13 protein-coding genes are annotated in these 14065 nt (G+C 67.7%); all 13 read right to left on the bottom strand.

Annotation, left to right across the window (positions count from 1 at the left end):
• Positions 1 to 75 precede the first annotated feature (75 nt).
• The 13 genes from DCO49_RS00990 to DCO49_RS00930 all read right to left on the bottom strand — a co-directional run bounded on the left by DCO49_RS00990 (position 76) and on the right by DCO49_RS00930 (position 13930).
• On the bottom strand, positions 76 to 2871 hold the full coding sequence (locus DCO49_RS00990) for a PAS domain-containing protein (protein ID WP_243402603.1): 2796 nt from the start codon (positions 2869 to 2871) through the stop codon (positions 76 to 78).
• 103 nt (positions 2872 to 2974) lie between these two features.
• Positions 2975 to 3235 (bottom strand): hypothetical protein, encoded by a 261-nt coding sequence (locus tag DCO49_RS00985; protein WP_116862384.1) that lies wholly within the window; start codon positions 3233 to 3235, stop codon positions 2975 to 2977.
• Positions 3232 to 4584 carry a TFIIB-type zinc ribbon-containing protein gene (locus tag DCO49_RS00980; protein WP_116862383.1) on the bottom strand — a complete coding sequence of 451 codons (1353 nt, stop codon included), beginning with the start codon at positions 4582 to 4584 and terminating at the stop codon, positions 3232 to 3234. Before DCO49_RS00980 ends, DCO49_RS00985 begins: the two co-directional genes overlap by 4 nt.
• 20 nt (positions 4585 to 4604) lie before the next feature.
• A complete protein-coding gene (locus DCO49_RS00975) occupies positions 4605 to 5744 on the bottom strand; it encodes an SPFH domain-containing protein (protein ID WP_116862382.1) in 1140 nt (379 codons plus the stop codon).
• 115 nt (positions 5745 to 5859) lie between these two features.
• A complete protein-coding gene (locus tag DCO49_RS00970) occupies positions 5860 to 6393 on the bottom strand; it encodes a lipocalin family protein (protein WP_116862381.1) in 534 nt (177 codons plus the stop codon).
• A 12-nt stretch (positions 6394 to 6405) separates the two neighbouring features.
• A complete protein-coding gene (locus DCO49_RS00965; RefSeq protein WP_116862380.1) occupies positions 6406 to 7479 on the bottom strand; it encodes a class I SAM-dependent methyltransferase in 1074 nt (357 codons plus the stop codon).
• Entirely contained in the window at positions 7476 to 8267 is a 792-nt protein-coding gene (locus tag DCO49_RS00960; protein WP_116862379.1) for a DUF1295 domain-containing protein, read from the bottom strand. Before DCO49_RS00960 ends, DCO49_RS00965 begins: the two co-directional genes overlap by 4 nt.
• Entirely contained in the window at positions 8264 to 8809 is a 546-nt protein-coding gene (locus DCO49_RS00955; protein ID WP_116862378.1) for a DUF2878 domain-containing protein, read from the bottom strand. The genes DCO49_RS00960 and DCO49_RS00955 overlap by 4 nt, the downstream gene beginning before the upstream one ends.
• 15 nt (positions 8810 to 8824) lie before the next feature.
• Positions 8825 to 10084, bottom strand: coding sequence for a cyclopropane-fatty-acyl-phospholipid synthase family protein (locus DCO49_RS00950; RefSeq protein ID WP_116862377.1), 1260 nt, complete (start codon positions 10082 to 10084; stop codon positions 8825 to 8827).
• Positions 10081 to 10848: a DUF1365 domain-containing protein gene (locus DCO49_RS00945; RefSeq protein ID WP_116862376.1), complete on the bottom strand. Its 768-nt coding sequence runs from the start codon at positions 10846 to 10848 to the stop codon at positions 10081 to 10083. Before DCO49_RS00945 ends, DCO49_RS00950 begins: the two co-directional genes overlap by 4 nt.
• Positions 10845 to 12122 (bottom strand): FAD-dependent oxidoreductase, encoded by a 1278-nt coding sequence (locus DCO49_RS00940; protein WP_116862375.1) that lies wholly within the window; start codon positions 12120 to 12122, stop codon positions 10845 to 10847. Before DCO49_RS00940 ends, DCO49_RS00945 begins: the two co-directional genes overlap by 4 nt.
• A gap of 2 nt (positions 12123 to 12124) precedes the next feature.
• Positions 12125 to 13078, bottom strand: a complete 954-nt coding sequence (locus DCO49_RS00935; protein ID WP_116862374.1) for an acyl-CoA desaturase — start codon at positions 13076 to 13078, stop codon at positions 12125 to 12127.
• Positions 13079 to 13162: 84 nt separating this feature from the next.
• Positions 13163 to 13930, bottom strand: a complete 768-nt coding sequence (locus DCO49_RS00930) for a hypothetical protein (RefSeq protein ID WP_116862373.1) — start codon at positions 13928 to 13930, stop codon at positions 13163 to 13165.
• Positions 13931 to 14065 lie beyond the last annotated feature (135 nt).

Below are 14065 nucleotides of genomic sequence, written 5' to 3'. Positions count from 1 at the left end.
CAACCAGCGGGCCGGCAGCCACACTGGTGTAGCCGGAGAACTCGACCTTCGCTGCCCGCAGGGAAGCGCTGACGCTCAGCGTTCCGCGGAGAGGACGGCGCGGACGCGCGAGGCCAGTTCGCCGATGGTGAAGGGCTTGCCGATCAGCTGCACATGCGCGTCGAGCACGCCGTCGTCGACCAGGGCATTGCGACTGTTGCCGGTGGCGAACAGGACCTTCAGGTGCGGATGCCGCGCCATGGCTTCGTCGGCGAGCTGGCGGCCGTTGACTTCGGGCATCACCACGTCGGTGAACAGCAGCGCGATGCCGGGGTGGGCCTGCAGCAGGGGCAGGGCGCTGGCAGCCCCATCGGCCGACAGTACCCGGTAGCCGAGTTCGGACAATGCATCGACCGAGAACGCGCGTACCGCCGCGTCATCGTCCACCACCAGGATCTGCTCGGCGCCACCGCCGGACAGCGGCGCCACATCGGCCTTGGCCGGTGGCAGTGCGTCCACCTCGGCGAGCAGGCGCGGCAGGTAGATGATGACAGTGGTACCCGCGCCGGGCGCGGATTGCAGGCGGACGTGCCCGTTGGACTGCTGCACGAAGCCATAGACCTGCGACAGGCCCAGGCCGGTGCCCTGGCCGACCGGCTTGGTAGTGAAGAACGGATCGAACGCGCGCGCCATCACCTCGGGCGCCATGCCGCCGCCGGTGTCGGTCACGGCGATGCGCACGTAATCACCGGTGGGGATGCCGCCGTGCTCGGCCACGCTGGCCAGGTCGATCGGGCAGTTGCTGGTCTGCAGCGTCAGGCGGCCGCCACCTGGCATGGCGTCGCGCGCGTTCACCGCCAGGTTGAGGATGACGTTCTCCAGCTGGTTGGCATCGGCGTGCGTCCACCACTGGCCGCCGCCCAGCACGGTTTCGAGGATGACGCTGCTGCCGAGCGAGTGCACCAGCAGATCGGTCATGCCGGCCACCAGATGGTTCACGTCCACCGCCACCGGCTGCAGCGGCTGCTGGCGCGAGAAGGCCAGCAGCCGCTGGGTCAGCTGAGCGGCACGCTGGGCGCCGTCCAGGGCCATCTCGATGTAGCGCACCGCGCGCGCATCACTGTCGCCGATGCGCAGCGCCAGCAGGTCCAGCGGGCCGATCACCGTGGCCAGCATGTTGTTGAAGTCGTGCGCGATGCCGCCGCTGAGCTGGCCGACGGCTTCCATCTTGCGGCTCTGCCGCAGCGCGTCTTCCACCCGCATGCGCTCGGCCACTTCGGCACGCACCCGCGCCTCCAGCTGCTCGTTCAACTCGCGCAAGCGTTCGTCGGCTGCCTTGCGAGCGGTGATGTCGATGGCCACGCCCAGCAGGCGTACGCAGCGGCCGGCCTCGAAAATGCCCCGGCCCTTGGCCGCGACCCAGCGCACCACGCCATCTTCCTTGCCGACCGTGCGGTATTCCACATCGTAGTTGGCACGCTGCTGCGGATCGGCGGATGCATCGAAAGCCGCCAGCGTCGCGGCACGGTCGTCCGGGTGCAGGCCGTTGCGGAAATCCTCGAAGTCCACCTCCGCGTCGGGCGAGATGCCGAACATCGCCTTCATGCGCTTGGGCCAGAGCAGGACATTCTGCACCAGGTCCAGGTCCCATAGCCCAAGCTCGCCTGCTTCCGTGGCCAGGCGCAGGCGCTCCTCACCCTCGGCCAGCGCCGCCTCCGCCGCCTTGCGTCCGGACAGGTCGAGCATGGCGCCGATCATCCGCAGCGGCCACCCGTCAGCGTCGCGCAGCACCGCACCGCGGTCGAGGACGGCCGCATAGCTGCCATCCGCACGGCGGAAGCGATACTCGCCGGTCCAGGTGATGCCGTCGGCGTCGATGACGGCGTGGATGTTGCGGTCGATGCGGTCGCGGTCTTCGGGATGGATGTGGTCGAGCCACCACTGCGCGCTGGTCTCCTTCACCGGGTGCCCGAACAGGCTGGACAGCGCTTCGTTCCAGACGACGTGTCCGTCGACCATGCGCCAGTCCCAGATCGCATCGTTGGTGGCCTGCGCAGCGAGCCGATAGCGCTCCTCGATATCGAGGCGCTCGGCCTCGGCCGACTTGCGGTCGGTGATGTCCAGCGAGGTACCGACCAGGCCGATCACTTCGCCGTCGCCATTGCGCAGCGGCGCCTTGGTCGACAGCCACCAGGCCCGGCGGCCGTCCGGAAAGCTGACTTCCTCTTCCACCTGCTCGCTGCAGCCGCTGGACATTACCCGCTCGTCGGTGGCCATCACCGCCGCAGCCTGGGCGGGGTTGGCCAACAGTTCGGCATCGGTCCGCCCAACATACTCCGCCGGGGGGCGCCCGATCAGTGCCGTTGTGCCGCTGTTGCCCATCAGCAGGCGGCCTTGGCGATCCTTGGCATACATCACGCCCGGCGCGGCCTCAACGAAGGAGCGCAGCAGGGCCTGGGCCTGGTCACGCTCGGCCTGCACCCGCAGCCGTTCGTCGATGTCGATGAGGACGCCGGGGAAGCGCAGTGCCCGACCGTTCTCGTCCAGGTCGACGCGGCCGATGCTTTCCAGCCAGTGGTAGCCGCCGTCAGTGCCGCGCGTGCGGTACTGATGCGCAAAGCGGCCGCCGTGCCGCACGGCATGCTCGATGGCCGAGGTCAGCCCTGCCAGGTCATCGGGGTGCACCGTGCCCAGCACCTCGTGCAGCTGCAGCTTGCGCTGCGCAAGCGCCGGGTCCAGCCCGAACGCGCGTGCGAGCGCTTCATCAACGGTCAGCTGGTCGTTTGGCACATCCCAGAACCAGGTGCCGACGATGGCACCCGCTGCCAGCGCCATGTTCACGCTGTCGGAGGCATGGGCGGCTTGCGGCTGGGGAACAGGAGGCTGGTTCACGGACGATCTCGAACGGCGGGGCGCTGCCCACCCCAGGCAGGGGCAGGCATAACATGGGCCGCCAGTCTAGATCACCGCCGCGTCACGGCAGCGTGGTGCCGTGTCAATCGCCACCGGGCTTCACCCGCATCACGCGTTTGCGGTACTCGTAGACGTTGTCACCGCGCACGCGCCGTTCCTGCGTACCGGTGATCGAATCCACGCGACGGTCCGAGCCGGTCACCGGCTTGGCATCGATCGCGGTTTCGTGTTCGAACGAATGCGATTTGTCGGTGTTGCGGTAATAGCGGTACAGCGCCCAGTACAGCGCGGTAGCACCGGCCGGGCCGGCCGCCAGCAACCAGAGACCACTGTCGTCACTCATGTTGTCGCCACCAGGAAGGCAATTGCGAGGGCTTCGATGACCGTACCGGTCGCCAGGGCGGCCAGCAGCATCTTCCACTGCTGCACGGGGACGCTGCCCATGGTTTCGCCGGTACGGCCGTTCACCGCGATGTAGTGCAGCATGCCGCCGTTGGCGCCGGGCTGGTGGTAGGAGTACAGCCAGACCGGCAGGTACATCGACACCCAGCGGCTGCCGTGCACGTCCAGCCATTCCTGCTCCCAGCGCACGCCACGGTCGTAGCGGCGCACGCTGGCTTCGACCTGCGCGCGGGCGATCGACAGCAGCTGGTCTTCCAGCCGTGGGCGCAGCTTCTCCACATCCACGTTGCGCTTCTCGGAGGTGAAGCCCGCCAGGTAGGACGCGTTCCACTTCACCGCGTTCTTGGTATCGAACGGCAGGATGGTGTTGATGATGTTGTTGGTGTTGGTGCGCGTGTCGAGGTTGCCGCGCTCGGTCGAGGATTCCAGCGGCAGGTCGTCGACGGTGAATTCGACCTGGCGCTCGACCTGGTAGATGTCCGCGTCGTAGTAGGTCTGCTTGTTCTTCTCGGTGCCGCGGGTGTACTCGCGGGTCTTGATCTCGCCCTTGCCTGCCACGGCCGCGCTGACATTGCTGTCCACGATCATGTAGGGCAGGTACACGCCCACCACGTTTTCCGGGGTGAACTGGTCCTTGAAGGCCTTCAGCGCGAACATCCGGCGCTTGTCGACGAACTGGCGGATGCGCGCAACCGCATCGTCCTTCCTGATGTGGAAGGGCAACACGGCATCGGGCACGGCGCCGTTGCTGATCTGCTCGTTGACGCCGAACACGTGGCGGCACCAGTGGCAGCGCGCGGTCATCGTGCTTTCGGTGTTGACCGTGACCTCGGCACCACAGCCGCCGCACTTGAAGGTCATCAGCGCCGAGGTGTCGGCGTCGATGTCGCGGGCGCCGGAGGCGATGATCGTGCCCTGCAGCTGGTCGAGCGCTTCACCCAGCCCGAATTCCTCCTCCACCCGCGCGCCATACCATTCGTGACGGCAGTACAGGCAGACCAGGACGTCGGTGCCGAGCCTGGGGCGGATGTCGGTGCTGCCGCACTTCGGGCAGCGGTTAAGGCCGTCCTTCAGTTCGCTGGCCGACGTGTCGATGGCCAGCGGATCGGGCGCTTCGACTTCATCACGGATAGCCTGCGGCAGCGTGCTGGTATCCAGCGGGAAGCTGCCAGGCAGGGGCGGGACGTCCTGCGGCGAACCCGGACCGTCGAGCTTCGCCGCCGGCAACGGCGGGGGCGAAGCGGGGGCGGCCTGGGGCAGCGGCGGAGGACCGTTTCTGGGGTCGGACATGGGTCTGCGCGTCCGGCGGCTTACAGGCCCAGCGCCTTGGCCTTCAGCGCATCGTAGTCGCCCTGGGTGATCAGGCCCAGGTCGAGCATTTCCTTGGCCTTCTTCAGCTTGGCCACCGGATCATCGGCGGACGGCGCAGTCGGCTGCTGCAGGCTGCCCGCACCGAACATGCCCGAGGCCATGCCGACGCCGACCAGGCCCGCCGCGCCGCCGTTCTCGCCGGCCGACTGGATGCCCTGGGCCACGCTGGCCTGCAGGTTGGAATTGCCGCGCGAACCGGACAGCGCATCGGCGCGCTGCACGGTCTTCAGCAGTTCACGGGTGTTGGCGTCGTACTCGATCGAAACGATGGCGGTCTTGACGATGGCCAGGCCGCGGTCGGACTTCCACTGGTAGGCCTGTTCGACGGCGGCCGACAGGCTCTGCGCGAAGCCGATGGAATCCTGCTGCAGCTTGGTGATGCGGTTGCCCTTGGACGGATCGTTGCTGTACAGACTGAACGCCGGTGCCAGCGAACCCACCACTTCATTGAACAGCTGGGTGGCGGCGGCATTGTCCATGTCGGTGAAGTCGAAGACCTGGCCCGGACGCAGGTAGCTGGCCGGCACGAAGTTCTTTACGAACAGGATCGGGTCGATGATCTTCAGCGTGTACGAGCCACGGGTGACCGCGCCAACCTGGGTGTTGAGGAAGGCATCGTCCCAGTAGATTTCCGACTGGGTGCCGAAGCGATTGTCCGGCAGTTCCTTCAGCGACACGAAGAAGGCGGCCTGCTGCGAGCCAGGCTGGCCGCCGAACTTGAAGCGTTCCCAGCTCTGCTTGATGAAGGTACTGACTAGCCCGTCGCCGGCGAAGAGCGACTGCGAGTTGAGGTCGTCCGAGCGCCACTCGTAGCCGCCCGGCTCGGCCACGAAGGCGGTGATCGCGCCGTCCTGGAACAGCAGCAGGCCATAGCCTTCGGGCACGACGATCTTCGAGCCATTGCTGATGATGTTGGACGAACCGCTGGTATTGGAACCACGGCCGGCATTGGTGCCCTGCGGCACGGCCGCGAACAGGGCCGCGGTCGACGGCAGGCCCGTCGGCACGGTGTAGAAATCCTTCCACTGGTCGGCCAGAACACCGCCCACTGCACCCTTGACCGCCTGTACCAGACCCATGACCTGCTCCCTGTGGTTACCGGACAGGCACCATGCCTGTCGTGCCCGGCTGACTATAGAGGAGCGGGGCGGTGGCTCGCCACCAGTCATGGTGGCGGCCATTCATCTGGCAGGATCAGCGTACGGACTGCGGGACCTTCCTAAGCTTCGAGGTGTCATAGCCCATGGCAGCGATGCGCTCGACGGCGGCCTGGTAGTCCTGCGGCGACACTTGCGGCGTGCGCGCCATGTACCAGACGTAATCGCGCTTGCTACGGCCGACAATCGTCTGCCGATAGTCCGCGTCCAGCCAGGCAATGATGTACTCGGCCTGGATCGGCCAGATGAACTGCATGCCCCACACCGCGCCGGCGCCTTCTTTCTCCACCCGGCCGACCGGGTGCATGCTCTTGTATGGCGCCTGGAAGCTGCCTTTGCGGTACGTGAAGGTGGTCTGGATGCGTCCATCCGGCCGCAGGGAATAGCTTTCGACGGCGTCGAAAGCCTCGCGCTCTGGCGGCGAGGGGATGTGGGCGATCACATACCAGTCGCCCATGAAGCGTGGGACGTCCACCGACGGCTCACGTGGCAGTGGCCGGGTGTCCTGGCTGCTGCAGCCGGTGCCGAACAGGGCCAACGTCAGCAGGGTGAACAAGGGGGGCATACGCATGGCCAGTCTCCTTCAGCGGGGGCGGAACAGGTAATGGGCGACGAGCCACTGCTGGCCTTGGTCATAGCCGAACAACTCGGCGCAGGCCATCCAGAACATGCGCCAGCGCTGCCACCAGATGCGCGCGGCGGCCTCGCCGTAGGTTGACTGCAGGATCGGCATCAGCTGGGCGCGGGCGGCGTCCTGGTTGTCCAGCCAGTGGTTGGCGGTGCGCTGGTAGTGCGTGCCGTCGAGCAGCCAGCGCTGGTCCAGCTGCAGGTGTTGCTGGAAATGCAGGAGGGTGTCGGCGGCTGGCATCAGGCCACCGGTGAAGAAGTGCCGCCCCATCCAGTTGTCATCGCCTTCGGTCTCGAACGGGTACATCAGCGTGCGGTGGGCGAAAATGTGCACGAACAGGGCACCGTCCGGCCGCAGCCAGCCGGCGATGCGCTGCAGCAGCTGCTGGTAGTTGCGCACGTGTTCGAACATTTCCACCGACACGCAGCGATCGAATCGCGCGGTCGGCAGCTCCAGCTGGTTCACGTCGCGGGTGAGCACCTCGACGTTGCGCAGGCCCCGTGCCTGGCACTGACCCATGATGTGCTCGCGCTGGCTGTTTGAATTGGACACTGCGGTGATGCGTGCATTCGGGTAGCGCTCGGCCATCCACAGGGTCAACGAACCCCAGCCACAGCCGAGTTCGAGGATATCCTGGCCATCGCGCAGCCCGGCGCGCTGCCCATACAGTTCCAGCATCGCCTCTTCGGCGTCGTCCAAGGTTTCGTGACCGGTGCGGTAGTAGCAGCTGCTGTACTTCAGGCGCTTGCCGAGGCAGGCCTGGAAGAATGCGGCCGGCACTTCGTAGTGCTGGCGGTTGGCGGCATCGACGTGCAGTGCGAGCGGGCTGCCGGCCAGTTCGGCGATGCGGCGCTGGAAGCGCACCGACTGTCCTTCCTGGCCGCCTTCGTCCTCTTCCTGCAGGCGCTGCGCGCACAGGCGACGTATGCCTGCACGCAGGGCCGCGTCCGGGATCCAGCCGCGTTCGGCCCAGCCGGTCAGGCCGCCTTCGATCTCGACGGGAGGGTGCAGCGTGCTGGTGGCATTCATGGCGTGCGGTCCTGGGAAGGGGAAGTGCGGGGGAACCACGGGAAGAACATCGGGGTGCTGCGCTGGTAGTCGCGGTAGTCTTCGCCGCGGCTGCGCAGGGCCTGTTTTTCTGTGAAGGGGACGCCGCTGAGGTAGCGCAGGAACAGGTACATCACCACCGGGCCCGACCAAGCCAGCCACCACAGCGGTGAGCCGACGGCCAGCAGCACATAGGTGAACCAGTGCAGCCACTCGAAGAAATAGTTGGGATGGCGCGAGTAGCGCCACAGCCCCTGTCGGCAGGTCTTGCCCTTGTTGGCGGGGTCGGCGCGGAAGCGTGCGAGCTGGCGGTCGGCCAGTGCTTCGCCACCGACGCTGAGCAGCCATACCGCCACGGCGGCGGCGATCCAGCCGGCATGGCCGGTGGCCGGGTTGCGGGCCACGGCCAGGAACGGCAGGGCGAACAGCACCACCAGCAGCGCCTGCGCCATGAAGAAGCCGAAGATCTTTCCTTGATGGCCGTTCCAGTGTTCGCGCAGATAGCGGTAGCGACCGTCCTCGTCTTCGCTGCGCACGCGACGCCACAGATGCAAAGCCAGCCGGCTGCCCCACAGGCCGCCCAGCACCGCCAGTGCGATGCGCGGTTGCAGGCCGCCGTCACCCAGCCAGGCCAGCAGCAGTGCACCTGCGGCCACGCCCTTGGCCCACAGCACGTCGACCACACCGATGTTGCAGTGGCGGCGCTGCCAGGCCCAGCCCCAGCACATCACCAGCACTGCGTACAGCAGCACCCAGCCAAGCAGGTTCATGCGCGCACTCCTTTTGTGTGTTCGACCGCCTTGTCAACGCTGCGGCGTGCCAGCGCGCACAGCAACGAGAGGGCAATGCTCCAGCCAACGCCCAAGAGCAGGACGCCCTGCCAAACGGGTGAACTGAACTGCACGGCCTGGAAACCGCGCGCCGCCGAAAGATAGGCCAGCGGTGCCAGCAGCAGGCCGAACAGCGCTGGCAGCAGGCGGTGCCGATGCAGGAAGGTCATCGAACTGGTCAGGGTCATCGCGAAGGCCGCCCACAGCGCCATGATCCACGGCGGCGGTGCCCAGTCCAGCGGCGCGGCGGCATAGCGCACGGTACCGCTGGCGGCGGCGATGCCATCCACCAACCAGGCGCAGGCGAGGGCGAGCAGCAGCAGGCGCAGGTCAATGCGCGGCACCGGGCTGGTCAGCAGCTGGCTGGCGACATACAGCGCCGCGGCCAGCAGTGCCGGCCATTGCCAGCCGCGGCCCGCGCCAGACACCGCGCACAGCCAGACCAGCTGGTTGCCGAGCAGGTTGAACCAGGTCCGTCTCATGTAAGGCCTCCCATCTCAGGCCTCGCTGTCGACGGGGACGTCGGTGCAATGGCCCGGCCGTGCCAGCAGCAGGTGCGACACGCCGATGGAGCGCTCCAGGAAACCACCCTCGCAGTAGGCCAGGTAGAACTCCCACATGCGGCAGAAGCGCTCGTCGAAACCCTGTGCCTGCACGGCGGCGCGCTGGGCCAGGAAGCGCTGGCGCCAGGCGCGCAGGGTGAGCGCGTAGGAATGGCCGAAGTCCTGCTGGGCGATCAGCTGCAGGTCGCTGGCCCGGGTCTTGGCCGCCATGATCGCGTTGATCGAAGGAATGAAGCTGCCCGGGAACACGAAGCGCTTGATGTAGTCGACGCTGCGCCGCGCCTGTTCGTAGCGGTGGTCTTCGATGGTGATCGCCTGCAGCAGCGCCACGCCGTCGGGCTTCAGCAGGCGCTGCAGGGTGCCCATGTAGGTGTCGAGGAACTCGGCGCCGATGGCCTCGATCATCTCAATGGAGACCAGTTTGTCGAACTGGCCCTGAAGGTCGCGGTAGTCCTGCATCAGCACGGTCACCCGCTCCTGCAGGCCTGCGTCCTGCACGCGCTGCACGGCCAGTGCGTGCTGTTCGGCGGAAATGGTGGTAGTGGTGACGTGACAGCCGTAATGGCGCGCCGCATGCACGGCAAAACCACCCCAGCCGGTACCGATCTCGACCACGCGGTCGCCCGGCTGCAGGTGCAGCTGCTGGCAGATGCGGTCCAGCTTGCGGGTAGAGGCCACTTCCAGCGGCTCGTCCGCCTGTGCGTACAGCGCCGAGGAATACATCAGGTCCGGCGACAGGAACAGCGCGAAGAAATCATTGCCGAGATCGTAGTGGGCGGCGATGTTGCGGCGGCTGCCCTCGCGACTGTTCCGGCGCAGGCGGTTCCAGCCGCGCAACAGCCAGCCGGCGGCGCGTGCCGGGCCGCGCTCCATGCCGTCCAGCAGATCGCGGTTGCGCACCAGCAGGCGGACCAGTGCGACCAGGTCATCGCAGCGCCAGTCGCCGTGGATGTAGCTCTCGCCCGCGCCGACGCTGCCCTGCGCGGCGACCTTGCGGTAGAAAGCCGGGTCGTCGATGGTCACCATGGCCTGCAGCGGGCCCTGGCCATCGCCCAGCAGTACCTCGCCGAAGGCATCGCGGACGCGCAGCTGGCCGTCGTGCATCGGCGCCAGCTGGGCCAGCAGGCGACGGCGCAGGAAGGCGTCCAGTGCACCGGCACGGGGCAGGGCCACCGAAGGCGTCAGGTTGTTCATCGCGGTTTCTCGGCAAGGGAAGGGTGGTCGTGCACGGGATTGCGTTTCAGCCACAGGCGCAGCGCCTGCCAGTGGATGGCGGCGACCACCTGCACGGTCATCAGCGGGTAGGCCAGCAGCACCCGCGCCAGGCCGCGGCCATCCAGCGGATGGCGCTGCATGGACTGGGTCGCATCGAACTGGCGCACGCCCTCGCGCCAGACCTGCATATGCACACGCAGCGCATCGCCGGGAGCGTTGAAGCGCCAGTCGTAGCGGCAGTCCATCGGCATGAAGGGCGACACGTGGAAGCATTTGTCGAACTGCCAGCGCAGGCTGCCGCCTTCGTGCTGCGCCTGTTCGACCGGCAGCACGTAGGCGTGGCGCTCCTTCCACGGCGTATTGGTGATGTCGGCGACGATGCAGTCCAGGGTGCTGCCGTCGGCCTGGTAGCAGTAGTAGAAGCTGACTGGATTGAACACGTGGCCGCCAAAACGCAGGTGGGTCAGCAGCCGCACGGGCCCTTCCGGGCGACGGCCCAGCACGGGGGCGGCGTGGTCGCGCACAGCGTCGGCCAGTGGCACCTTCGCATCGCCCAGGTAGTCGCTGCGGCGGAACTCGGCGAGGTTGCGGCGGTTGACCGACCACAGCCAGCGCCCGGCGAAGATCGTGTCCAGCTCGTCCAGGTCCAGAAGCAGCTGCGCCACCGGGTAGCGGAACGCATGCGGATGCGGATGGTGCCGCCGGTGCTGCACCTGCCCGACATAGAGCGCGCTGGCGGTCATGCCGTGATCTCGGTCGGCCGCAGCGGTGATGCAATGCCGGTGCGGGCGCGCAGCGCATCAACCGTGCGCCGTGCGCTGGCGATGCCATCCTCATGGAAACCCCAGCCCCAGTAGGCACCGGCGAACCAGGTGTGGCGGTGGCCCTGGATCTCGCCCCAGCGCTGCTGTGCCCGCACCGCGGCATGGTCGTGCACGGGGTGCGCGTAGTGCAGGCGGCGCAGCACCTTGGACGGATCGATGGCATCACTGCGGTTGAGGGTCACCACCAGCGGCGTCTCGCCGGGCAGGCCCTGCAGCAGGTTCATGCAGTAGCTGACCGTGCAGGGCGCCGAAGGATCTTCCGGCACGTGCGCGTTCCAGGCGGCCCAGGCCTTGCGGTTGGCGGGCAGCAGTGAGGCGTCGGTGTGCAGCACGGCCTCATTGGCCTGGTAGCGGATCGCGCCCAGCACTGCGTTTTCGACCGGATCGGCGTCTGCCAGCAGGGCAAGGGCCTGGTCGCTGTGGCAGGCCAGGATCACCTTGTCGAAGCCTTCAATACCCGACGAGCTGTGCACGCGTGCGCCCCACGGCATGCGCTCGACCGCCTGCACCGGCGTTTCCAACCGCTCATGCACGCGCCAGCGGCTGCGCAGCGCTTCCACGTAGCGCGCCGAGCCGCCCTTGACCACGCGCCACGGTGGGCGGCCGGTCATCTGCAGCATCTGGTGGTTGGCCATGAACTGCACCAGGTAGCGCGCCGGGAAGTCCAGCACGGTGGCGGTCGGCGAGGACCACAGCGCCGAGGCCATCGGCAGCAGGTGCTCCTCCACGAAGGCATCGCCGAAGCGCTGCTGGCGCAGGTACTGTCCCAGCGTAGGGCCTTCGGCCTCGGCCAGCAGCAGCGGTGCCTCCCGGTAGAAGCGGCGCAGGTCGGCCAGCATGCCCCAGAAGCGCGGCGAGACCAGGTTGCGGCGCTGGCAGAACAGGCCGTCCAGCGAGGTGGCGTTGTACTCCACGCCACTGCGGTCGCTGTGCATCGAAAAGCTCATGGTGGTGGGCTGCGACGCCACGCCCAGCTCGTCGAACAAGGAAGTGAGCAGCGGATAGTGCTGCGGATTGAAGACGATGAAGCCGGTGTCGACCGACATCTGCTGCCCGTCGACCTGCACCCGATGGGTGTGGGTGTGCCCGCCCAGGTAGTCGTTGGCTTCATACAGCGTGACTTCGTGCTCGCCGTCCAGCCAGTACGCGCTGGCCAGACCCGCAATGCCCGAACCGATGACCGCGATGCGCATGCTCAGTCCTTCGCCTTGGCCAGCACCCACTCGGGTATCGGCTTCAATCCGCTGACCAGGCCGGCGGCGGCCATCAGGCGCAGGCCGTACCAGGTCAGGTCCACTTCCCACCAGCGGAAGCCCTGGCGGGCGGTGCCGGGGAAGAAGTGGTGGTTGTTGTGCCAGCCCTCGCCGAAGGTCAGCAGGGCCAGCCACAGGTTGTTGCGGCTGTCATCACGCGTCTCGAAGCGGCGGCTGCCGAAGCGGTGGGCCAGCGAATTGATGGTGACCGTGGCATGGAACAGCACCACGGTGGAAATGAAGAAGCCCCAGACCAGCAGCTGCGGGCCCGTCGTGTGCAGGCCGGGTGCCACGCGTTCCAGCAGTGCGCCAAGGCCGTACAGGCCTGCGGCCAGCAACACCGGCACGGCGATGTCAAAACGGTCCAGCCAGCGCAGTTCCGGGAAACGGGCCAGGTCGGGCACGCGCGCCAGATCCGTGGCGAAGGCTTCACGGGTCAGGAACCAGCCCATGTGGCTGCGCCAGAATCCACCTTCATTCGGCGAATGCGGGTCCTGCGGCTGGTCGGCATGGCGATGGTGATGGCGGTGGTGGGCGGCCCACCACAACGGGCCACGCTGCACGCTGGACGCGCCGATCACCGCGAACACGAACTGCACCGGGCGCGAGGCCTGGAAGGTGCGGTGCGAGAAGTAGCGGTGGTAGAAGCCGGTGATCGCGAACATCCGCACCGCGTACAGCGCCAGCGCCACCGCTACTGCGGTCCAGGACACGCCGACCCAGATCACCCCCAGGCACGCCACATGCAGCAGCACGAACGGCACGGCCCGGAGCCAATCGATGCGGCCGCGCTGCGCAGGGTCGGCCTGCGCCGCGGCGGCCTCGGTGTCGAACCAGCGTCGCAGGGTGCGCAGCAGTCGCTCACGTCGGCGTGGAAGGGGCGCAGCAGCTGACATGGGCGAAGTCTCGAGGGCGTGTCTGCCCCTATCTACGCAGCACAGCGTGCATTGGATGCACTCAATCGGCATTGCGAGACTGCTTCACCTGTCGCTCACGCCGCAGGACGCCACCAACGGTTGTGCCCAGGCCTGCTGCCACTGCGCCTGTGGCCGCGTCGTCGCGGGTGAGGCGAAGCGGACAATGACGGCCGGATAGACGCCATGGCCATCACGCAGGTTGCTGGTGCCGCGGAACTCCAGCAGTCGGCGGTCGTCATCTGCGTAGACCAGGGACAGCCGCGGAGCGACCGCGCCGTACCAAGTGGCCAGGCGCACCTCAATGGCCTGTGCCGGTGCTCCCTGCCAGGTGAGCGCACCGGTACGGCGCACGCTGACCGGGTAGAAGCGTTGCCGGCCCGGCACCAGGAAGGGCAGGCGGACCTCATTTCCCTTCATCAATGCAGGCCAGTGCGCGCGCACTGCGGCGTCGAAGCCGGTGTCGATCACCGCGTCGGCAGGCAGTGGCACCTGCGCACGCCGCTCCGCGTCCGGCGCGCTCTCCTTCCAGTCGATGCTGACCTGTCCGCCGGCCACCACCACTTTGGCGGCCTGGCCGCTGCGTCCGTCCTGCAGCAGGTAGCCCCGCGCCTGCGGCTGGGCGGTGCCCGGCAGCTCCTTGCGTGCGAACGGGCGACCGTCCGGGCACAGGTACTGCACCCAGCGCGCCGCACCTTCGGGCTCCTTGCGCCGCCAGTGCACCTCGCGGTAGGCGGGGGTGCCGTCGGCCAGGCTGGCAACGCCTTCGCTGCGCAGCAGGGGCGTGGCGCTGGCCACGGTGGACAGGTACAGCAGCAGACCGGCGGTATGCATGGGGGTCCTGGCGGGTTGGCCTGCTGAACATACGCACGACGGGCCCGGGTGGATGCAGGGCAACGGGCTGCATCCAAGCCGGCCTCTGGTGCGTACAGCACACAGACTCCCTTCACCTGCCTGATCGCCGCCCGG

The organism is Stenotrophomonas sp. SPM (assembly GCF_003105135.1).
In the GTDB taxonomy this organism is placed as follows: Bacteria; Pseudomonadota; Gammaproteobacteria; order Xanthomonadales; family Xanthomonadaceae; genus Stenotrophomonas.
Note: the sequence above shows the minus strand (reverse complement) of the source record. Positions and strands in the feature narration are given on the sequence as shown.